This window comes from Brachybacterium sp. J153 (assembly GCF_036311905.1).
In the GTDB taxonomy this organism is placed as follows: Bacteria; Actinomycetota; Actinomycetes; order Actinomycetales; family Dermabacteraceae; genus Brachybacterium.
This window is the reverse complement of sequence record NZ_JAZDCH010000002.1, coordinates 42711-63842: the sequence shown is the minus strand read 5'-3', so window position 1 is coordinate 63842 and position 21132 is coordinate 42711. Positions and strand designations below refer to the sequence as shown.

At 71.5% G+C, this 21132-nt stretch carries 20 protein-coding genes and 1 other RNA gene; 5 read left to right on the top strand and 16 right to left on the bottom strand.

Features of this window, described 5'->3' with window-relative positions; all coding sequences use genetic code 11:
• The first annotated feature begins 33 nt into the window (after window positions 1–33).
• Together tdh and V1258_RS00745 are read left to right on the top strand one after the other, a co-directional pair.
• Complete coding sequence (tdh, locus tag V1258_RS00750) at window positions 34–1101, top strand: L-threonine 3-dehydrogenase (RefSeq protein WP_329747906.1); 1068 nt, start codon at window positions 34–36, stop codon at window positions 1099–1101.
• A 47-nt stretch (window positions 1102–1148) separates the two neighbouring features.
• Window positions 1149–2363 (top strand): glycine C-acetyltransferase, encoded by a 1215-nt coding sequence (locus V1258_RS00745; protein WP_329747905.1) that lies wholly within the window; start codon window positions 1149–1151, stop codon window positions 2361–2363.
• Here the strand turns inward: V1258_RS00745 and V1258_RS00740 are convergent.
• Both V1258_RS00740 and V1258_RS00735 read right to left on the bottom strand, forming a co-directional pair.
• Window positions 2335–3378: a phosphotransferase gene (locus tag V1258_RS00740; protein ID WP_329747904.1), complete on the bottom strand. Its 1044-nt coding sequence runs from the start codon at window positions 3376–3378 to the stop codon at window positions 2335–2337. The genes V1258_RS00745 and V1258_RS00740 overlap by 29 nt on opposite strands.
• A 149-nt stretch (window positions 3379–3527) precedes the next feature.
• Window positions 3528–4955: a glycoside-pentoside-hexuronide (GPH):cation symporter gene (locus V1258_RS00735; protein ID WP_329747903.1), complete on the bottom strand. Its 1428-nt coding sequence runs from the start codon at window positions 4953–4955 to the stop codon at window positions 3528–3530.
• Between the two features lie 348 nt (window positions 4956–5303).
• Here V1258_RS00735 and V1258_RS00730 point away from each other — a divergent pair, with 348 nt between their 5' ends.
• Both V1258_RS00730 and V1258_RS00725 read left to right on the top strand, forming a co-directional pair.
• Window positions 5304–6185: a sugar phosphate isomerase/epimerase family protein gene (locus tag V1258_RS00730; RefSeq protein ID WP_329745210.1), complete on the top strand. Its 882-nt coding sequence runs from the start codon at window positions 5304–5306 to the stop codon at window positions 6183–6185.
• Complete coding sequence (locus V1258_RS00725; protein WP_329747902.1) at window positions 6182–8209, top strand: glycoside hydrolase family 3 protein; 2028 nt, start codon at window positions 6182–6184, stop codon at window positions 8207–8209. Before V1258_RS00730 ends, V1258_RS00725 begins: the two co-directional genes overlap by 4 nt.
• A gap of 162 nt (window positions 8210–8371) precedes the next feature.
• On the opposite strand, the gene ssrA is transcribed toward V1258_RS00725, so the two are convergent.
• Window positions 8372–8742, bottom strand: a transfer-messenger RNA (tmRNA) gene (ssrA, locus tag V1258_RS00720).
• Window positions 8743–8947: 205 nt separating this feature from the next.
• On the opposite strand from ssrA, the gene V1258_RS00715 reads away from it, so the two are divergent.
• On the top strand, window positions 8948–9547 hold the full coding sequence (locus V1258_RS00715; RefSeq protein ID WP_329747901.1) for a hypothetical protein: 600 nt from the start codon (window positions 8948–8950) through the stop codon (window positions 9545–9547).
• A 90-nt stretch (window positions 9548–9637) separates the two neighbouring features.
• Here the strand turns inward: V1258_RS00715 and smpB are convergent, their stop codons facing one another.
• The 13 genes from smpB to V1258_RS00650 all read right to left on the bottom strand — a co-directional run bounded on the left by smpB (window position 9638) and on the right by V1258_RS00650 (window position 20983).
• Complete coding sequence (gene smpB, locus V1258_RS00710) at window positions 9638–10144, bottom strand: SsrA-binding protein SmpB (RefSeq protein WP_329745207.1); 507 nt, start codon at window positions 10142–10144, stop codon at window positions 9638–9640.
• 176 nt (window positions 10145–10320) lie between these two features.
• Entirely contained in the window at window positions 10321–11634 is a 1314-nt protein-coding gene (locus V1258_RS00705; protein WP_329747900.1) for a peptidoglycan DD-metalloendopeptidase family protein, read from the bottom strand.
• Between the two features lie 2 nt (window positions 11635–11636).
• Window positions 11637–12554 carry a permease-like cell division protein FtsX gene (gene ftsX / locus V1258_RS00700; protein ID WP_329745205.1) on the bottom strand — a complete coding sequence of 306 codons (918 nt, stop codon included), beginning with the start codon at window positions 12552–12554 and terminating at the stop codon, window positions 11637–11639.
• Complete coding sequence (gene ftsE / locus V1258_RS00695) at window positions 12551–13582, bottom strand: cell division ATP-binding protein FtsE (RefSeq protein WP_329747899.1); 1032 nt, start codon at window positions 13580–13582, stop codon at window positions 12551–12553. Before ftsE ends, ftsX begins: the two co-directional genes overlap by 4 nt.
• A gap of 235 nt (window positions 13583–13817) precedes the next feature.
• A complete protein-coding gene (prfB, locus tag V1258_RS00690; protein ID WP_329745203.1) occupies window positions 13818–14933 on the bottom strand; it encodes a peptide chain release factor 2 in 1116 nt (371 codons plus the stop codon).
• A 26-nt stretch (window positions 14934–14959) separates the two neighbouring features.
• The gene (locus V1258_RS00685; RefSeq protein ID WP_329747898.1) at window positions 14960–16102 is read right to left on the bottom strand and encodes a glycerate kinase; all 1143 of its coding nucleotides are present in this window, start codon (window positions 16100–16102) and stop codon (window positions 14960–14962) included.
• A complete protein-coding gene (locus tag V1258_RS00680; protein WP_329747897.1) occupies window positions 16099–16617 on the bottom strand; it encodes a pilus assembly protein TadG-related protein in 519 nt (172 codons plus the stop codon). The genes V1258_RS00685 and V1258_RS00680 overlap by 4 nt, the downstream gene beginning before the upstream one ends.
• A complete protein-coding gene (locus V1258_RS00675) occupies window positions 16614–17057 on the bottom strand; it encodes a hypothetical protein (RefSeq protein ID WP_329747896.1) in 444 nt (147 codons plus the stop codon). The genes V1258_RS00680 and V1258_RS00675 overlap by 4 nt, the downstream gene beginning before the upstream one ends.
• Complete coding sequence (locus V1258_RS00670; protein WP_442878548.1) at window positions 17054–17383, bottom strand: pilus assembly protein; 330 nt, start codon at window positions 17381–17383, stop codon at window positions 17054–17056. Before V1258_RS00670 ends, V1258_RS00675 begins: the two co-directional genes overlap by 4 nt.
• Window positions 17384–17537: 154 nt before the next feature.
• Window positions 17538–17819 (bottom strand): hypothetical protein, encoded by a 282-nt coding sequence (locus V1258_RS00665; protein WP_329747895.1) that lies wholly within the window; start codon window positions 17817–17819, stop codon window positions 17538–17540.
• A gap of 127 nt (window positions 17820–17946) precedes the next feature.
• Window positions 17947–18891 carry a type II secretion system F family protein gene (locus V1258_RS00660; RefSeq protein WP_329747894.1) on the bottom strand — a complete coding sequence of 315 codons (945 nt, stop codon included), beginning with the start codon at window positions 18889–18891 and terminating at the stop codon, window positions 17947–17949.
• Window positions 18888–19760 (bottom strand): type II secretion system F family protein, encoded by an 873-nt coding sequence (locus tag V1258_RS00655; RefSeq protein WP_329747893.1) that lies wholly within the window; start codon window positions 19758–19760, stop codon window positions 18888–18890. Before V1258_RS00655 ends, V1258_RS00660 begins: the two co-directional genes overlap by 4 nt.
• Window positions 19757–20983 (bottom strand): CpaF family protein, encoded by a 1227-nt coding sequence (locus V1258_RS00650; RefSeq protein WP_329747892.1) that lies wholly within the window; start codon window positions 20981–20983, stop codon window positions 19757–19759. The genes V1258_RS00655 and V1258_RS00650 overlap by 4 nt, the downstream gene beginning before the upstream one ends.
• Window positions 20984–21132 lie beyond the last annotated feature (149 nt).

Below are 21132 nucleotides of genomic sequence, written 5' to 3'. Positions count from 1 at the left end.
GATGCTCCGGACGGAGCCGGACGAGGAGGTCTGATGCGCGCACTGCGCAAGCTCGCTCTCGGAGAGGGCCTCGAGCTCACCGAGGTCGAGGAGCCCGGCTGCGGGCCCTGGGAGGTCAAGGTCAGGGTGCTCCGCACCGGGATCTGCGGGACCGATCTGCACATCCTCGCCTGGGACGCCTCGGCGGAGTCGATGTGCGACACGGTCCCCTTCACCCCCGGCCACGAGTTCTACGGCGAGGTGGTCGAGATCGGCGCCGAGGTCACGGACGTGCGCGTCGGCGATCGGATCTCCGGCGAGGGCCACGTGGTGTGCGGGACCTGTCGCAACTGCCGCGCCGGGCGGCGCCAGATGTGCAACCGCGTGTGCTCCGTCGGCGTGCAGCGCGACGGCGCCTTCGCCGAGTACGTGACGCTCCCCCACGAGAACGTCTGGGTGCACGAGCACGACGGCCGCACGGACCTGATCAGCCCCGAGCTCGGCGCCGCCTTCGACCCGCTGGGCAACGCCGTCCACACGGCGCTGAAGTTCCCGCTCGTCGGCGAGGACGTGCTGATCACCGGGGCCGGACCGATCGGCCAGATGGCCGCAGCGGTCGCGCGCCACGCCGGCGCCCGCTACATCACGATCACCGACATCTCCCCGCAGCGCCTGGCGATGGCCGAGGAGTGCGGGGCCGACGTGGTCCTCGACGTCTCCACGACGCGGGTGCGCGATGCGCAGCGGCGCCTCGGGATGCGCGAGGGCTTCGACGTGGGCCTCGAGATCACGGGCCAGGCCCGCGCCCTGCAGGAGATGATCGAGAACATGAACCACGGCGGGAAGATCGCCCTGCTGGGACTGCCCGCGACGCGGTTCGAGATCGACTGGACCGTCGTCGTCACCCGCATGCTCACCCTGCAGGGCATCTACGGCCGCGAGATGTTCGAGACCTGGAACGCGATGAGCGCGATGCTCTCCACGTCCCCCACGCTGCGCGGCGCGATCGAGCGCACCATCACCCACGTCCTGCCCGCGACCGACTGGGAGCAGGGCTTCGCCCTCGCGAAGGCCGGCTCGGCCGGGAAGGTGCTCCTGGACTGGAGCGCCCTCGACGACTGACCGCGCCCGCTCCCGCACCCCACGACCCGAACGACCCGGAGGCTCCCATGTACACCGCCCTCAAGGACCAGCTGACCGCCGAGCTCGCCGCCCTCGAGGAGGCCGGCACCTACAAGCACGAGCGGGTGATCACCACCGCCCAGGGCAACCGCATCACCGCCGGCCCCATCGGCCGCGACGGCGCCGAGGTGCTGAACTTCTGCGCCAACAACTACCTGGGCCTGGCGGATGATCCGCGCCTGGTCGAGGCGGCGAAGCGGGCTCTCGACGAGCGCGGCTTCGGCATGGCGTCGGTGCGCTTCATCTGCGGCACCCAGGATCTGCATCTTCAGCTCGAGCAGGCGGTCTCCGCCTTCCTCGGCACCGAGGACACCATCCTGTTCTCCTCCTGCTTCGACGCCAACGGCGCCGTCTTCGAGCCGCTGTTCGGCACGGAGGACGCGATCATCTCCGACGAGCTGAACCACGCCTCGCTCATCGACGGCATCCGGCTCTCGAAGGCCGCTCGCTTCCGCTACCGCAACGCCGACCTCGCGGACCTGCGCACCCAGCTCGAGGCGGCCGCCGCGCTCCACGACGGGCACGGCGCGCGCCGCACCATCATCGTCACCGACGGCGTCTTCTCGATGGACGGCTATCTCGCCCCGCTGCCCGGTATCTGCGACCTGGCCGACGAGTTCGGGGCGCTGGTCCTCGTCGACGACTCCCACGCGGTCGGCTTCATGGGCGAGACCGGGGCCGGCACGCCCGAGCACTTCGGCGTCTCGGATCGGGTGGACCTCTACACCGGGACCTTCGGCAAGGCCCTCGGCGGGGCGAGCGGGGGCTATGTCTCGGGCCGGGCCGAGATCGTCGCGATGCTGCGCCAGAAGGGCCGCCCCTACCTGTTCTCCAACTCGCTCGCCCCGGCGATCACGGCTGCGACGCTGCAGGCCCTCGAGCTCGTCGAGGGCAGTGCCGAGCTGCGCGCGACACTGTTCCGCAACGCCGAGCTGTTCCGCACGCGCATGAGCGAGGAGGGCTTCGAGCTGCTGCCGGGAGAACACGCGATCGTGCCGGTCATGTTCGGGGACGCCGCGCTCGCGGCGCGCATCGCCGACCGCATGCTCGAGAACGGCGTGTACGTCACCGCCTTCTCGTACCCGGTGGTGCCGCAGGGGAAAGCCCGGATCCGGGTGCAGCTCTCCGCCGCGCACACCGAGGCCGATGTCGAGGCCGCCGTCGCCGCTTTCGTCAGGTCCCGGGCCGCCGAGCAGGGGTGAGCTCTCCCTCCTCGACCGCCCGCAGCAGCTCCGTTCCGCTCCGCCCGAGCGGGTGCGCGGAGTCGTAGGCGGTGACCAGGGCGAGGGAGAGGCGCACCGACCAGGCCCGGGCGCGCTCGAGGAGCGCCGACCATAGCGCCTCGTCCTCGATGCCGTTCCAGGTGGCGTGCCGGCGGTAGCGGGCGAGGAGATCCCCGCGGGGATCGTGCAGCAGCAGGGCCCCGAGGTCGCTCGCCGGGTCGCCGAGTGTCGCATCGCCCCAGTCGATCAGCGCTCCCGCCCGGGCCCTGTCGCGGACCGCGTCGTGGTCCTCGTCGGGTGCCGGGTCGCGGTCCGGGTCGACCGTCGGGACCACGACGTTGCCCGGATGCGGGTCCCCATGGAGCAGCCGGTCCTCGCCGTCCCAGACCGGTGCCTCGAGCCCCCGGTCGGCCACGTCGCGCGCGGCACGACGGAGGTCTGCCGGCAGCTCGGCCCGCTCCAGGTCCGCGGCGAGGGCCTCGGCACGGCCGGCGAGCGGCACGCCACGCACCGGGTTCCGCTCGAGGTCGGCCAGGTCGCGCGGAGGGAGCGAGTGCAGGGCTGCGAGCATCGAGGCCAGGCCCGTGGCGCTGCGGCGGCGGTGCGGCGGCCTCGACTCCGCCGCACTGCGTCCGGGAACCCAGGGGATCAGCAGGGCGTCGGGGGCGGTGGCCAGGATCGTCGGGATCCGCAGCGGGAGCTCGGCGGAGAGCGGGGCCAGTCGCCGCAGCACGGCCAGCTCCCGATCCCGCAGCGGGCGCGCGCTGCGGCGGCGGACGACGCGCAGGACCACCGGGAGGCCGTCCACGGTGCCGACCGGCCAGAGCACGTTGTCCCACCCCTGGCCCGCGGGCCGCGGGGCGAGATCGACGTCGACATCGAGCAACCCGCGTCGGACCCCCGGCTCGGGCACGAGCTGCATCAGCAGATGCCGGACGCGCTCCCGGTCGACCGGGAGGTCCGCCGCGGGCGGGGCGGGTCGGAAGGCGGGCATCCGTGAAGGCTACGCGCCCGCGGTCGGCGTGTCCCCCGTCGGACCCACCGGATCGCTCTCGCACCGCGCGGACGCACCGCACGGACGCACCACGGTCCCGCCCCCCTCGGGAGGACGGGACCGCGGTGCGGAGGAGACGAGGGGCGGCGTCAGCCCTGCGCCGAGGTCTCCTCGGTGGGCTTCTCGCCCCGGCTCTCGAGCTCGGCGAGGATCTCGCGGTGCTTGGCATCGCTCATCGGGTAGAAGTGCATGACCACGATCGCGAGGACCATCGAGACGGCGGGCAGCAGGCCCGTGGCCACGTTGATGCCGAAGATCGTCTCGGCGCTCTGCGCGGCGGCGGTGCCGTCGTAGCCGAACCAGCCCAGGATCCACAGGCCCACCGCGCCACCGAGGGCCTGCGAGCATTTCCGCACGAAGGAGAACACCGCGTAGGTGGTGCCCTCGTTGCGGATGCCGGTCTTCCACTCGCCGTACTCGACGGAGTCCGCCTCCATGTTCCACATGAGGGTGTTGGCCGTGCTGTTCGCGATGCCGAAGAGCCCGAAGCCGACGAAGGCGAGCCACACGAGCTCCTGCGAGGCGAGGAACAGCAGCACACCGGCGACGATGCCGACGACCCCGGCGACCTGGAACAGCCGCGTCTTGCCGAGCTTCTTGGCGAGGACCGGGATGAACGCGCCGGTCACGAGGATCGCGCCGGACATGAGCACCTGGTTCACCGCGATGAGCGTCGCGTTGCCGAGCACGTCGCGGGCGTAGTACGCCATCATGCCCGAGGCGCCGAAGACGCCGACCAGCATCAGGAAGGAGGACAGGGCGAGCATCTGCAGCGCTCGGTTCGAGGCGATGGTGGCCACGCTCGCCCGCAGGCTCACCCGGTCCACGGAGCGCTGCACGTTCTCGCGCGCGGTGAGGAAGAGGAAGACGTAGAGGGCGATCGCGAGGACGCCGAGGGGGATCAGCGCGGTGAGGATCGCGTTCTGCAGCCCGGCGGGATCGCCGCGGAAGGAGTTGATCGCCGGGGCGATCGCGAGGGCCACGACGATCTGCATCAGGGCCGAGCCGACCGACCGGGCGACGGCGAGGCGCGAGCGCTCGGCGCGGTTGTCGGTCATCGCGGCGGCGAGCGAACCGTAGGGGATGTTCACCGAGGTGTAGGCGACCGACCCCATCAGGAAGTACATGATGAAGGCCCAGGCGACGCCGGCCGCGGTGCCGTAGAGCGACGCGGGCATCGCGAAGTTCAGGATCGCGAGGACCACGAGGGGCACGGAGCCGGCGAGGATCCAGGGTCGGAACTTGCCGAATCGGGTGCTGGTGCGCTCGATCAGGGAGCCCATGAGCACGTCGGTGACGGCGTCGACCGCGCGCATCAGCAGGAACATGAGGCCCACGACCGCGGGGCCGATCTGCGTGACGTCGGTGAGGTAGACCGCGAGGAAGGACATCGCCAGGGAGAAGGCGAGGTTGTTCGCCGCGTCACCGCCAGCGTACGCGACGTAGTTCAGCGGGTTCAGCCGCTGCAGGCCGCGGGCCGACGTGGCCTGGGGTGCGGTGTTCGAAGTGGTGCTCATCATCATCCTTGATCCGGGAGCTCTCGAGCGGGGTGTGCTCGGGGAGGCGCCCTTGCCGTTGCGGAGGACGCTCCCAGAGCGCAGATGCCCCCTCACCCAGTTGTCATGGGTTGCCACATTTTCCGGCGAGATCGTCAGCACATTGCGACGCCGCTCACATCGGACCTCATCGCGGCCCGTGCGGGATGGCAACCGGCGGCGTCCTCCCGGGGTGCGTTCCGCTCTCCGGGCGCTCCTCGGCAACGGACGGGAAGACCGCGATCGCGGCGACGGCACGCCGTACGGTGGCGGAGTGGACGGAGCGCGCCGTCCCGGGGCGACGTCGCCCCTCACCCCCAGGAGGTTCGCATGGCCCGCATCGGGATCCAGCTCATGATGCTCAAGGACCACATCGCCCGCGAGGGCGTTCTGCCCGTGCTCGAGCAGGTGAGCGAATCCGGCTTCCAGGTCGTGGAGGTCTCCCAGATCCCCATGACCGAGCAGAACGTCGCCGACATGGAGACCGCCCGCGAGCAGCTCGGCATCGAGTACGCCGCGATCTCCGCGAAGACCTCCGCCCCCGCCGGGAGCGAGGACCTCACCCTCGAGCAGCACTTCGACCTGCACGTCGAGCACGCCCGTCGCCTCGGCACCTCGATGCTCCGCATCGGCATGATGCCTCTGCCTGCCATGCGCTCTGCGGAGGCGATCGACGCCTTCGCCCGCGAGGTCGACGAGTACGCGCAGCGCTTCGCCGCGCTGGGCCTCTCCCTCAGCTATCACAACCACCATGTCGAGTTCGCCCGGCTCGAGGGTCGCACCGTCCTCGAGCGGCTGCGCGAGCAGGCCCCGCACCTGCGCTTCGAGATCGACTGCCACTGGGTCCAGCGCGGCGGCCGCGACCCGCAGCGCACCCTCGCCGCCTTCGACGGCGTCCTCGACCTGGTGCATCTGAAGGACTACCGCATCGTGCTCCCGCCCGCGGAGGTGCTCGACGCCGTCGAGGCCGGGGACCGCGGCGCCTGGGGCGAGTTCTGGTCGGGCTCGATCGTGCAGTTCGCGGAGGTCGGCTCGGGGACGCTCGACTGGGGCCCGATCATCGAGCAGGGCATCGCCGCCGGCGCCCAGCACTTCCTCATCGAGCAGGACCAGACCTACGGCCGGGACATCTTCGCGTCCCTGGCCGACTCCCGCGCCCACCTCGTCTCCCTCGGATACGAGTCCCTCCTGACCGGATCGGAGCCCGCATGACCGCTCAGCGCCACCTCTCCAGCCGCCACAAGACGATCCTCGAGGTCGACGGGCTGCGCTTCCGCGACCTCGACGCCGACGGCGCGCTGAGCCCCTTCGAGGACTGGCGCCTCTCCCCCGCCGAGCGCGCCGCCGATCTCGTGGCCCGCATGGCGCCCGACGAGAAGATCGGCCTGATGGTCATCTCCTCGCGCCCCATGGGCATCTCGCAGCACAACAAGGACTTCACCAGCCACGACGGCGTCCTCGACGAGCAGCACCTGCCGATAAAGCTCGACCCGCACACCAGCGCCGGGATCCCCTTCGAGGGCACCACCGAGATGATCGCCGAGAAGCACATGCGGCACTTCATCATGCGCGAGGAGCCCACGGGCGCTCGCATCGCGACCTGGATCAACACGATGAACGAGGTCGCCGAGCAGACCCGCTTCGGCATCCCCGTCGTCGTCGCGGCGAACTCGAAGAACGAGGCCGGCGGCTTCAAGATGGGCGGCACCCCCGAGGACCAGCCCTTCGCCCAGTGGCCCGGGACCCTCGGGCTCGCGGCGACCGGCTCCCTCGAGCTCATCGAGTCCTTCGCCCGGCACTCGCGCGCCGAGTGGATGGCCTCCGGGCTACGCAAGGGCTACATGTACATGGCCGACGTGTTCACCGACCCGCGCTGGTTCCGCGGCCACGGCACCTTCGGCGAGGACCCCCGCTTCGTCGCCGCGGCGATCGGCACCATCGTGCGCGCCTTCCAGGGCGAGGACGGTCTCGAGGCGGACGGCGTGGCGCTGACCACGAAGCACTTCCCCGGCGGCGGCGCCCGCGAGAACGGCACCGACCCCCACTACGCCGAGGGCCGTTTCAACATCTATCCGACCGAGGGCTCCCTCGAGGAGTACCACCTGCCGCCCTTCCAGGCCGTGATCGACGCCGGCACCGCCTCGGTGATGCCGTACTACGCGATCCCCTCGGCCGAGAAGTCCGCGACCCCGCAGGGCCGGGTCACCGACTTCGAGCAGGTCGGCTTCGCCTTCAACCGGGAGATCCTGGGCCTGCTGCGGAACATGGGCCACCGCGGCTACATCAACTCCGACTCGGGTGTGCTCTCGAAGATGGCCTGGGGCGTCGAGGACCTCACGACCCCCGAGCGCGTCGGCCGCGCCGTCATGGCCGGGACCGACATGTTCGCCGACACCAACGACGTCGCCTCCGTGCGCGAGGCGTACCTCGCCGGCGAGTTCACCACGCAGCGCCTCGACGAGGCCGCTCAGCTCCTGCTAGCGGAGCTGTTCGCGCTGGGCCTGTTCGAGAATCCCTACGTCGATCCCGAGCGGGCCGACGAGGTGGTCGCGAACGCCGAGGCCGTCGCCGCGGCACAGGAGGCCCACCGCCGCTCGGTGGTGCTCGCCAAGAACCACGATGCGACCCTGCCGCTGGCCGCCGCGGACCTCTCCGGGAAGCGCGTCTACCTCGAGCTGTTCGCCCGCGACCTGCGCGTCAAGGAGCTCGACGCCCTGAGGTCCCGGATCGCCGCCGCCCACCCCGAGGTCGAGTTCACCACCGACTACCGCGGCGCGGACGTGGCGATCGTGCTCATCGCCCCGTTCATCGGCAGCTACTTCGAGTTCGTCGGCATCGGGGACCTCGCAATCGACGAGCACTCGCACGTGGACCTCGAGAAGGTGCGGCGGATCCGCGAGAGCGTTGGCATCCTCGTCGTGGGGCTCAACGCGAAGTTCCCCTGGCTGCTCGACGGCGTCGAGCCGCTCGCGGATGCCCTGCTGATCGGCTTCGACACCGACTGGGACGCGATCGTCGACGCGATCTTCGGGGCGTTCTCCCCCAGTGGCCGCCTGCCGATCACCTTCCCGATCTCCGCGGAGGCCGTCGCCATCGATACGGAAGGCCGCTGCGCCTCGCCGAACGACGTCCCCGGCTTCGCCAAGGAGCAGCACATGGACGGCCGCCCGTACGTGTACGTCGACGCGGACGGCAACCGCTACGAGCTCGGCCACGGCCTCGGCTACGAGGGCTGAGCCGGCTCCTCCGCCACGCCCCCGCCCTCACCTCGCCAAGAGGGCGGGGACGTGGCGGCGCTGTTGTGCTCACCGCGTGGGTACAGAGTGGGTACAGGAACGCGAAAGGCCCCCTCCCCCGCGCATCAGCGCAGGTGAGGGGACCTCTCGTCGGTGAGTGCAGCGTGGAGCCGGCGGGAATCGAACCCGCGTCCGATAGTGCGAAGCCAGGGCTTCTCCGGGCGCAGTCCGCGAAAACGTGTTCTCAGTCCCGACGCTCGCACGGACACGTCGTCGACGGACTCAGTCACTCTGAGGTGTTCATCCTTCCCCGGTGACCAGGGTCGGCAGCAGTGGCTCCTTAGCTGATGGAACGATCCGGGTCAGGAGCACCCCCGGGGTTCCAGACTGCTAACGCTGATCAGGCAGCGAGAGCGAAGTCAGTGCGCTTGGGTTCGGCACTTATTGGTTTCCAGAGAACGTTTACGAGATGACTCTGGATTCTCGGCCCGCTTCCCCTCGCTGGACAACTACCGTCGAAACCGATCGGCCCCTGGCGTGGGAAGGCATGACTATCGTGACGGCCTGATGGCCGTCCTGCACTCACTCTTCGGTTGTCAATCACCCACGGGCGCCCCCGGGGGAACGCCGTGGATCTAGTCTACCGCGCCCCACCGACGGACAGAAGCGAATATCCCTCAGCTCACGGCGAAGCGCCGGGGGCTGGACCAGGCAGTCCTCCGCGCCGATGATGACGCGATGAGCAGCTTCGAGATGGCCGGGATGCGGATCGAGATCGACCCCGAGACCCTACGGGAGACCGTCACGGATCCCGCAGCCCTCGCGAACTGGTGCGCCGAGAACCCCGAGGATCCGCGCACGGTGGCCGGTCTGCGCATCGTGGGCCGGCTCGACGAGGCCGCCGCCGCGGGGAGGCGGGCCCTCGATCAGTCGGGGCTGTCGCCGGTGATGCGAGCGGTGCGCCGCACCCGCTATGCGCAGGTACTGCAGTGGCAGGGCGCCTTCCTCGCGGCCGAGGAACAGATGGACCTCGCCGCCGAGGAGACCGGGTTCGAGGACCCGACCTCGCCGTCCTCGCTGTCGGCGCTCGCGAGCGTCTTCCAGCATCGCGCGAAGAATCGCTTCGAGCACGCCCGGGCGGAGCAGGCCGCGGACCGGCCCCGTGCCGCCGCCCGGTTGTGGGACGCGGCGCTCGAGGACGCGCGCCGGGCGCTGCTGATGCGGGAGCGTCTGGGCGTCGCCGATCAGGGACTCCTCGCGTCGAGCCGCCAACTGGTCGCCCGGCTGGAGCGGCGGGACCTCGGGGCCGCGGAGCCGTCGGAACGATCCGGCGTCTGAGCCGGCGTCGGGCCGAACCCTCCGGGCACCGCGGGCGACCCCTCCGAGAGGGGCTCGCGTCGGCTGCAGCCCCGCGGTCGACGACCGGGGTCAGGCGATCTCGCGCTGGCGCATGGCGCGTTGCGCCTCGCGCATGTCCTGCTTCTCGCGGAGGGTCTGGCGCTTGTCCCATTCCTTCTTGCCGCGGGCGAGGCCGATGAGCACCTTCGCGTGCGAGCCGAGGAAGTACATCTCGAGCGGCACGATCGTGTAGCCCTTCTCGCGGGACTGGCTCGCGAGCTTCTCGATCTCCCGCTTGTTCAGCAGGAGCTTGCGCTTGCGCCGCGCGGCGTGGTTGGTCCAGGTCCCCTTCACGTAGGGGGCGATGTGGGCGTTGTCCATCCACACCTCGCCACCCTCGACATAGCAGTAGCCGTCGATCAGCGAGGCTCCCCGATCCCGCAGCGACTTCACCTCGGTGCCGGTCAGGACGATGCCCGCCTCCCACGTGTGGTCGATGAAGTAGTCGTGACGGGCTCGCTTGTTCGAGGTGATCAGCTTCTTCTGGGGGCCGTCGTCCGCCGCGGATTTCTTCGCAGCGCCCTTCTTCGCGGACATGGGTCCCTCCTCGCGGATCCTCGTGGTGGTCGGTGCCGGTGCCGCGGGATGCCTCCCCGCTCGGACCGGATCTCCCAGCTTACGCGCCGGTCAGCGGCGGGGCGAGGGAATATGGCGCGCCCCGCTCGCGAGGCGGCGCTCCCCCGCGGTCCGTCGGCCCTCGGCCCGACCCGGCCTCAGATGTACTTCGTCGGGTTGACGGCGTTGCCGTCCTCGTGGACCTCGAAATGCAGGTGGCAGCCGGTCGAGGAACCGGTCGTGCCGACGTAGCCGACCGTGTCCCCGGCGGAGACCTCCGCCCCGACCGGCAGCGCGAAGCCCTGCAGGTGGTGGTAGCTGGTGGTGATCAGCTTCCCGTTCTGGATGCCGTGGCTGAGGATGATCTTGTTGCCCGCACCGCTGTTGTAGGTGCGGGCGATCACGCGGCCGGAGTGCGCGGCTCCGACGGGCACGCCGCAGGCAACGGGGAAGTCCACGCCCGCGTGCAGCTTCCGCGTGCCGTAGATCGGATGGACCCGCCAGCCGAAGTTGGAGTTCAGGCGGGCATCCACGGGGCGCACCCAGCCGCTCGAGCTCGAGGACGACGACCCGCCGCCGCCACCGCTGCTCGAGCTCTTCTTCGCGGCGGCGGCCTCCCGCTCGGCCCGCTCGCGCTCCTGACGGGCGAGCTCCTCGATCTCCGAGTCGAGGGTCGAGCTGCGGGTCTCCAGTGTGGAGACGTCCCCCTCGTACTGCGCCTTCTTCGTCTCGAGATCGTCGCGCTGGGTGATCTGCGTGGCGTAGAGGGCGTCGAGGTCGGCCTTCGCGTCGGCCGCTGCCTGCTCGGCAGCCTCGGTGCGGGCGACCGCCGCCTCCGCCTCGATCTTCAGATCCGCGATCTCCTCGCGGACGGCCTCGAGGCGGTCCGCGGAGTTCTCCGTGACCGCCTGGTCGCTGCGGAGATCGTCGAGGCGGGTGCCCTGGGAAGCCAGGGTCAGGCGGTAGTTCATGGAGCGGTCCACCGCGTCCTGGGGCTCCTCGCCCCCGAAGTAGATGGTCGAGGGGTTGGGCAGGCCCCCGCCCTTGTACGCCTCGAGCGCGATCTGCGACAGCTCCTCGTCGCTGCGGTCGACCTCGACCCGGCCGTCCTCGACCTCGCCCGAGAGCTCGGCCTCCTCCTCCTCGGCGGCCGCGAGGCGCTCGCCGGTGAGGCGGTCGTCCTCCTGGGCGGCCGCGAGCTCGGCCTGGGCGTCCTCGAGGTCCTGCTGGGCGATCGGGATCTGCAGCTCGGTCTCGGCGAGGGCGAGATAGGTGGAGGCGAGATCGTCGTTGACGCCCTCGAGCTCGAGGCGGAGGTCCTCGAGCTGCTGGTCGACGCTCTCCCGCTCGGCGATCTTGTCCTCCTTGGTGGGGGCGGCCCAGGCGGAGCCGGGCAGGCCCAGCGCGGGGACGACCAGGAGCGCGCCGGCCGCGAGGAGGGACAGCGGGCGGTGCAGACGGCGCAGGAGCATGCTCACACCTTCAGATGTCGGTTGAGGGAGACCACGGAGGAGGCGATCGACAGCACCGCCCCGAGGACGACCAGGGTCGGGGCCGCCCAGAGGAGGTCCGCGGTGGAGACCGTGATCAGCTGCTCCCCGAGGGTGGGCGCGAGCCAGCGGGCGACGATGTACTCGAGGCCCACCCAGAGCATCCCCGAGGCGATCAGGCCGCCGATGATCGCGGCGACGGCACCCTCCAGCAGGAAGGGCAGCCGGATGAAGACGTTGGAGGCACCCACCAGGCGCATGATCGCGATCTCGCGGCGCCGGTTCGCGACCGACATCCGGATGGTCGTGGCCACGAGCAGCACCGCCGCGATCAGCATCAGCACCGCGAGCCCGAGGGCGAAGAGGGTGGACTGGTTGAGGACGTCGATGAAGGGGGCGTATGTGCTCAGGAGGTCGGTGACCTCGTCCACGCCGTCGCGGCCCTGGAAGAACTCGACCACCGCCGCGGAGTCGTCGGCGTCCTGCAGGGTGATGTGGAAGGAGACGGGCATGTCCTCGGCGGTGAAGTTCGAGACGAACCCCTCCCCCGCGAACTGCTCCTGGTAGATCGCGAGCGCCTCCTCCTGGGAGCGTTCGTCGTAGGAGGCGACGTACTCCGAGAGCACGTCGCCCTCGAGCGCCTCGCGCACCGAGTCGATCTGGGCGTCGGTCGCCGCCCCGCCCGCGCAGGAGGCGGCGGTCGAATGCGGGGAGCACAGGAAGATCGTCACCTGCGACTGCTCGACGAGCGTCGCCTTCATGTCCATGATCTGCTTCTGCATCAGCAGTCCGGTGCCCACGAAGGTCAGCGAGACGGCGGTGACGATGACCACCGAGATCACCATCGAGACGTTCCGCCACAGGCCCGAGACGATCTCGCCGAGGATGTAACGGGCCCTCATCGGGTGACCTCCTCGTCCTCGTCGAAGGCGTCCGCGTCGAAGGCATCCGCGTCCCGCTCGCGGCGGGACGCGCGCTCGTCGATCAGGTCCTCGTCGAGCACGTCCGTGCCCTCCGGCTCCGCGGTGCCGGGGGTCCGACCGTCCTCGTCCGAGAGGTCGATCGCGTCGGACGGACGATCGAGGTCCTCATCGTCCTCGCGGGCCGCCTCCGAGGGCTCGTCCGCGGCTCGATCCTCTGCGCTGTCCGGGCTCGCGACCGTGACGACCAGCTCGTCCTCCGATTCCGCCTCGACCCGCAGGGACGAGTCGTCAGGGAGGTTCCCGGAGATCACCGAGACGGCCTCGGCGGAGTCGTATCCGCCCTCGTCTTCGTCGCGCACGACGACGCCGCCGACCATCTCCACGACGCGGCGCCGCATGCGGTCCACCGCCGCCCGGTCATGGGTGGCCATGACCACGGTGGTGCCGCGCTCGTTGATCTCCGCGAGCAGGTCGAGGATGCCCTCGGCGGTCGAGGGGTCGAGGTTGCCGGTGGGCTCGTCGGCCAGCAGGATCGAGGGGCGGTTGACGTAGGCGCGGGCGATCGCGACGCGCTGCTGCTCGCCGCCGGAGAGCTCGTGCGGGAGCCGCTTGCCCTTGTCCTCGAGCCCGACCATCTCGAGCATCTCGGGGACCAGGCGCCGCACGACCTTGCGCGGGGTGCCGATCACCGCGAGGGCGAACTCGATGTTCTGGTACGCGGTCTTCGAGGGCAGCAGGCGGAAGTCCTGGAACACCATGCCGATCTCGCGACGCAGGGCGGGCACCCGCCAGGACGGGATCCGGGAGAGGTCCTTGCCGGCGACGTAGACGGTGCCGCGGGTGGGGGCGACCTCCTTCAGCACCATGCGCATGAGGGTCGACTTGCCGGACCCGGAGGCGCCGACGAGGAAGACGAACTCCCCGCGGGAGAACTCGATGTCGAGATTCTCCACCGCGGGGTGCTGACCGCGCATGTACGTCTTGGTGACGTTGTCGAAACGGATCACGGGAACCTGTCACATCGGGGGTGTCGAGCGACTCCAGCGTAGGGGCGCGCCGCGGCGGGACACGGTCAGGGCATGCGGGATCCGGGTCAAGACCTGGTCAAGGCCTGGTGGGTCCGGTCACGTCGTGCGCTCCGCGGCCCGGTCCCTCCGCCGACGGGTCGGCGCCGAGCTGGGCCGACGCGATGGCGGTCCGGTGGGGTCTCGGTCCGAGGAGAACGCCCGAGCTCGGGTCGGCTCAGTCCTCGGACTTGGACTGCCCGGCGCGCCAGCGGATGCCGGCGTCGATGAACTCGTCGATCTCGCCGTCGAACACCGAGGCGGGGTTGCCCTCCTGGTACTCGGTGCGCAGGTCCTTCACCATCTGGTACGGGTTCAGGACATAGGAGCGCATCTGGTCGCCCCAGCTGGCCTTGACGTCGCCCGCGAGTTCCTTGCGCTCGGCGGCCTCCTCGGCGCGCTTGAGCAGCAGCAGGCGGGACTGCATGACCCGCAGCGCCGCGGCGCGGTTCTGGATCTGGGACTTCTCGTCCTGCATCGACACGACGGTGCCGGTGGGGATGTGGGTCATGCGCACCGCCGAGTCGGTGGTGTTGACCGACTGGCCGCCGGGGCCCGAGGAGCGGAAGACGTCGATCTTCAGCTCGTTCTCGGGGATCTCGATGGAGTCGGTGGACTCGATCAGGGGGATCACCTCGACCGCGGCGAAGGAGGTCTGCCGGCGGCCCTGGTTGTCGAAGGGGCTGATGCGCACCAGGCGGTGCGTGCCGCCCTCGACGGAGAGGGTGCCGTAGGCGAAGGGGGCGGAGACCTCGAAGGTGACGGACTTCAGGCCCGCCTCTTCCGCGTAGGAGGTGTCCATGACCTTGGCCGGGTAGCCGTGCCGCTCGGCCCAGCGCAGGTACATGCGCAGGAGCATCTCTGCGAAATCCGCGGCGTCCACGCCGCCGGCGCCCGCGCGGATGGTGACGACGGCGTTGCGCTCGTCGTACTCCCCGGCGAGGAGGGTGCGCACCTCGAGCTCGTCGAGGGTGCGGTGGATGGAGACCAGCTCCTTCTCGGCCTCGGCGAGGGTGTCGGCGTCGTCCTCCTCGGCGGCGAGCTCGACCATCACCTCGAGGTCCTCGATACGGCTCGCGAGCTCGCTGATGCGGCGGCGCTCGGCCTGTGCGTGGGAGAGTGCGGCGGTGACCTTCTGGGCGTTCTCGACGTCGTCCCACAGGTCCTGGGCGGAGGCCTGCTCCTCGAGCTCCGCGATCTTCGCGTCGAGCGCGTCGATGTCCGTCACCTGCTCGATCGAGGACAGGGTCGATCGGAGCTGCGGGATCTCTGCGGAGAAGTCGGTGGAAGTCACAAGGGGTGAGTCTACGGCAGTGCCCCTCAGGGGCCGGGGGTTTCCGGGGCGACGCCGGACAGGGAGCGTCCGATCTCACGGCCGACGAGATCGAGCAGCTCCTCGCCGCGGGCGATCGCGTCGGGGACGTCCGCGGCGCGGGAGAGCAGGTCCCAGGCGCGGGAGATCCCGGCCTCGTGCAGCTGGGCGGTGTCGAGGTCGATCGCCCCGGCGACTGCGAGGACCTCGGCGCCGGCGGCGACGGCGCGGCGCGCGACCTCCGCGGGCCCCTTGCCGTGGAGGGTCTGCGCGTCGAGCCTCCCCTCACCGGTGAGCACCACGGCGGCACCCTGAAGGCGGGTGTCGAAGTCGGCGAGCTCGAGGACGACATCGGCGCCGGAGCGCTGGGTGGCGCCGAGCACCAGGAGGGCGAAGCCCGCTCCCCCGGCGGCCCCCGCTCCGGGAGCGTCACGGTGCACCGCGCCCGGGTCGAGGAGCTCCGCGGCGGCGGCCAGCACGGCGTCGGCCTCGCGCACGTCCTTTGGGCCGAGGCCCTTCTGCGGTCCGTACACGGCAGCGGTGCCCTCGGGGCCGAGCAGCGGGTTCTGGACGTCGTTCGCGGCGACGAGAGTGATCCCGTCGAGGAGGGCGCGGGCCGGGCCGAGGTCGACCTCGGCGAGCTCCCTCAGCCCGGCGAGGCCGGGGCGGATCGGGGCACCGGCGGCGGTGAGCAGGCGCGCGCCGAGCGCCTGGAGCAGCCCGGCCCCGGCGTCGGTCGAGGCGCTGCCGCCGAGGCCGACGACGATCTGGCGCGCCCCGGCGTCGACGGCCCGGGCGATCAGTTCCCCGAGCCCGTGGGTCGAGGCGGTCTGCGGGGCGAGGGTGCCGCCGGGGAGGGCCTTCAGGCCGACGGCGTCGGCGAGCTCGAGCACGGCGGTGATCCCGTCGAGGGCCCAGGTCGTCTCGCGCTCGTGCCCCGTGGGGCCGGTGATGACGGCCGGGCGGGGCGCGGCGCCGGCGGCGAGCGCGGCGTCGACGGTGCCGTCCCCGCCGTCGGCAATGGGGCAGGCGAGGATCGGGGTCTCCGGGGCGGTCGCGGAGATCCCGCGGGTGAGAGCGGCGACGACCTCGGCGGCGGTGAGGGAGCCCTTGAACTTGTCCGGGGCGAGCAGCAGGGTGCGCGGGGTCATCGCGATCTGGCCTCTCCTTCGACGGTCAGCGGGACCGAGGTGCCGGTGCCGCGCGTGAACCATCCTGCCAGGGGCGGGTCGGTGCGCGCCGTGAGAACCACGCGCACGGTGCCGTCGTCGTCGACGGAAACGTCGGCGAGCTGCAGATCGTGGGTGCGGGAGGAGTCGAGCGGGTAGGACGCCAGGTGGTCCTGCGCCGCGCGACGGGCGGAGCCGGGGTGGATGACGGGGCCGTCGGAGGAGTCGTAGATCCGGGAGGGGTCCACGGCCTGGGAGCCGGCGAGCGCGGCGGCGTCGGCGGCGTGCTGCAGGGCGGTCCGCTCGAGCTGCACCCCGGTGATGGCGGTGCCGACGCCGATGACCATGAGGACCACGACCAGCACCCCCGTCGTGAGCAGGGTCATCGACCCGGTCGCCTCGGCGAGGCGGAGCCGGAGCGCCCGGGCGGCGCGGCGGATCGGACGGTCCCTCGGATGCGGGGACCGTGAGGGGGTCGCGGTGCGGCGGCGTCTCATGCGCGGTGCATGTCGACGGGGACGGAATGCGAGGCGCCGACGGTGATCGGCCCGTCGTCGCCGAGGATCGGTCCCAGCCCGGGGACGGGCACGGGGATGCGGACCGTGGCGACGACGGTCCCGCCCGGGCTCGAGCAGGGATCCTCCGAGCAGCGGATCTCCACGACGTCCCCGGGCTCCAGCCCGAAGTCCTCGAGGACCAGATCGGCATGCCGAGCGGCGCGCTCGGCCGCGATCTGCGGATCGGGCTCGACCGCGTGGATCCTGGCGGCATCCCGCGAGATGGTGTCGGCGGCGAAGACGGCGGCCTGCACAGACCCGAGCGTCAGCACGAGGTAGAGGCTGGGGATGAGCAGCGCCGCGGAGAGCACCACGAACTCCACCACGGCGTTGCCGCGGTCCTCGCGCAGCCGCCGCACCGTGCGGCGGACCGCGTTCACCACTGCTCCTCGTCGAGAGCGCGCCCCTCGACGGCGAGTGTCCCGCTCGGCCCGAGCAGACCGACCAGCGGGAGGGTCGCGGTGACGCGGACGTGGATCGTCCCGTCGGGGTCCTGCACGGCCGTCGCCTCCGCGCCGAGGGCGTCGCCGTAGCGCCTCTCGAGGAGCTCCTCCGCACGCTGAGCCCCATCCTCGGGATCGGAGCCCGCGAGCGCCCCGAAGTGCGCACCCTGCACCGCGGCGTCGACGAGCGAGTTCCGCGTGTGGACGATCAGCGAGGCCTGGATGATCGCGAGCCCGATCAGCACGATCAGGACCGCGACCATCGGGAACTCGACGACCGCCGCACCACGATCGGACCTCAGCCGCGCGAGGATCCCTCCCGGCGCACGGGTCGCGGCCCCGTGCGTCGATACGCACGGACCGGCACCGTCCCGGGAGGAGGAACTGGAGGCGCACACGGTGTGGCTCCGTCCGCGCTCAGAGGCTGCCGCCGAGGAACGGGGCCATGGCGTTCTCGAAGATGCGCACGATCTGGTCGGATGCCACGGCCCACAGGGCGACGACGATCCCGGCGGTCATCAGCGTGATCAGCACCCACCCGGGCACGTCCCCGCGCTCGTCCCGCAGGCGGGCGAGGAGTCGCTGGGTGAGGTGGCGGCGGCGGGTGGGGCTCGCGGAGGTGAGGTCGTTGACGCCGCGGGCATCGGGGGCACCGCCTGCGCCGGGTCGACGGAGCGGACGGTTGCGGTGGACGGTCATGATCTCCTCCTGGAGGTCGGACCGGGGGTGGATTCCCCGGTCGGGTTGGGGTGCTGCGGTCGTGTGGGGCTGGTCGGGTGTCCGGACGGACTTCGCGGTCGGCCGGGGAGCGGGGGTCGGCGCGGGGTCACAGGGAGATCTCCAGGACCGCGAGTCCGGGGAAGAGGGCGAACACGATCACGAGCGGCATCACGAAGAACACGACCGGGACGAGCATGTAGATCTCGCGCCGCCCCGCCATCTCCATCAGGTCCCGCTTCGACGCTTCGCGCGCGTCCTGCGCCTGGGCGCGCAACACCTCGGCCAAGGGTGTTCCGCGTTCGATCGCGATGGACACGCCCTCGCCGAAGCGGGCGAGCGCGTGGAGGGGTGTGCGGGTGCCGAGGGAGGCGAGGGCCTGGGCGACCGTGGTGCCCGCGCGGATGTCGGCGACGGTCGCGGCGAACTCGTCGGGCAGGGCGCCCGACGAGGTGCGGGCCACGCGCTCCATCGCGGCGATCGGGCTCTCGCCGGCCGCGACCGCGAGCGCGAGGAGGTCCGCGATGGTGGGGAACTCGCGGGCCATCCGGCTCGCGCGCCGGGTGATCTCCACTCCCAGGAGGTAGTCGCGCAGGAGCACGCCCGTCAGAGCTCCGAGGATCACGATCGCGAGGCCGAGCAGCGGGCCGGCGCCGCGCAGGGTGATCGCCCCGAGGGCGATAGCGATGCCGAGCACCATCCCGAGGACACCGCAGACGACCTGCTCGATACGGAAGGAGTCGACGGAGGTGCGGCGTCCGGCGAGCCGCAGTCGGCGCTCGAGCTGATCGGCGCCGCCGGTGAGCCGTTCGAGGAGGCCGATCGTGCGCTCGGCGACGGGGCCGAAGAGGTTCTCCGCCACGACCCGCGCCCGGCCGGGCGTCCGGGGTGCCCCGAGGAGGGAGCTCCTGCCGGGTCGGCGCAGGTAGGGGTCGATCCTGGCGGCGAGGTCGCGTCGGCGCAGCCAGGGCAGCTGGCCGGCGAGGAGCGCGAGACCTGTTCCGAGGACGAGGCCGAGCAGGGCTCCGGCGAGCATCGGGGTGGCACCGGTCATCGCAGCACCCGCTCGTCCTGCGGCAGGCGGGCGATGAGGATCATGACCCTGTAGGCGAGCAGCGAGATCCCGGCCCCGGCGAGGATCATCGCCACCCCGGCGGGCGAGTCGTAGGCCTGTGCCGCCTCGGGGCGGGTCGACATCAGGGCGAGCACGATCCACGGTGCGGCGAGGGCGAGCCGGGCGGCGTTGACGGTCCAGGACTGGCGGGCTTCAAGCTCGGCGCGGGTGCGGGCGTCCTCGCGCAGGAAGGCGGAGAGGGTGCGCAGCAGCCCGCCGAGGTCGGTGCCGCCGACGTCCCGGGTGATCCGCAGCGCCTCGACGATGCGATCCCCCACGGGATCCGCGAGGCGATGCTTGAGCCGGTCGAGGCAGACGGCGAAGTCCCCGGTGGCCTGGTAGTCGAGGGAGAACTCGTGGAACGCCGGACGGAGCTGCTCGGGCCCCTTCCGGCTGAGCTGCACGAGCGCCTCCGGGAGGGACAGCCCGGCACGGATCGCCGAATGGATGTGGTCCACCGCCTCGGGCCACACCTCGCGCAGGGCGGTGGTCCGGCGGCGGGCGGCGCCGCGCAGGATCACCGGCGGCAGCACGGCGGCGACGGAGCCGATGGTGAGGGCGGGCACGACCGCCGTCGAGACCGTCCAGAGGATCGCGGCGGCCACCAGGCCGAGGCCGACGCTGAGCGCGGGCACGGCGATCGGCGGGACGCTCGCGAGCCCGACGACGAGCAGGTCCTCCCGGATCCGCTCGAGGCGACGCTGCAGGGGTCCCTCGCGCTCGGGACTTCCCTCCTGCTCCCACAGGGACCACCAGATCGCGAGAAGGCCCAGCCCCGCCAGGAGGCCGAGGAAGGCGCCGCCGCTCATGCCGCCTCCGCTCGGCCCAGGATCGCGGTGAGGTCGTACCCGGCCCGGGCGAACCGTTCGACGTGCGGAGGTTGCCCGTCGCCGCGCACGAGCCGGTCCCCGCGCAGCGAGAAGAGGTCGCTCACCTCGATCGTCTCGTCCTCGACGCGTCCGGACAGCCCGGCGATCTCGCGGACCCGGCGCCGCCCGTCGGGGAGGATGTCGAGGTGGACGACGAGGTCGATGGCGCTCGCGACCGTCGGGACCACGAAGCGGGAGGAGACGTTCTCCCCCGCCAGCAGCGGAAGGGTGCACAGCTTCACGACGGCGTCCCGCGCCGAGTTCGCGTGGATCGAGGCGAGGCCCGGCAGGCCGGAGTTGAGGGCGATCAGCATGTCGAGCGACTCCGCCTCCCGCACCTCTCCGACGATCACGCGACTGGGCCTCATCCGCAGGGCCTCCTTCACCAGGCGGCGCATCGAGATCTCGCCGGCCCCCTCGAGGTTCGCCTGCCGGGTCTGCATCGCGACCACGTCGCGGAGGCGGAGGTCGAGCTCGAACACCTCCTCGATGGTCACCACCCGCTCCCGCGGGCCGACGGAGCCCGCGAGGCAGCGGAGGAAGGTGGTCTTCCCCGCCCCTGTCGCCCCGGAAGTGATGATGTTCAGGCCCGAGGCGACGGCGGCGTGCAGGAAGTCAGCGGACTGCTGCGTGAGGGATCCGAGGGCGACCAGGCCGTCGAGGTCCTGGGCACGGGCGATGAACTTGCGGATGTTCACGGCCCAGTGGGTGCGGGTCACGCTCGGGATCACGACATGGAGGCGCGATCCATCGGGCAGCAGCGCGTCGACGAAGGGCGTGGACATGTCCAGGCGGCGACCGGAGCTGACCAGCATCCGCTCGACGATGCCACGCACCTCGTCGTCGCTCAGCACGATCGTGGTCAGCTCACTGCGACCGTTGCGCGCGAGGAAGACCTGGCTCGGCGAGTTCAACCAGATCTCCTCGACGGTCGGATCGTCGAGGAGTTCCTGAAGGGGGCCGAAGCCGCCGATGCGGCCGGCGACCTCGGCGACCAACGTGTCAGGTTCGCGCAGCACGGGCACCTCGCCGGAGGCGGAGCGTCGGTCGTAGTCGGCGACCACCTCGCGGATGAGCGGCTCGAGCTGATCCGCGCGGGCATCCAGCCCGCGCCTGCGGATCAGCTCCCGCGACTCGTTCTCGATGACGGCAGTGACGTCCATCCGGTCCCCTCGCACCCCGCGCCGGGACTCCATGCTCCCGACGTGCGGTGCTGGCGCACCGCCTCGGCCACCCTAGGCAGGTCCGGGCGCCGTGCGCTCCCCGCTCCCCGGATTTGTGGATAACCCGCCCAGCCCGCTCCCATGGCAGG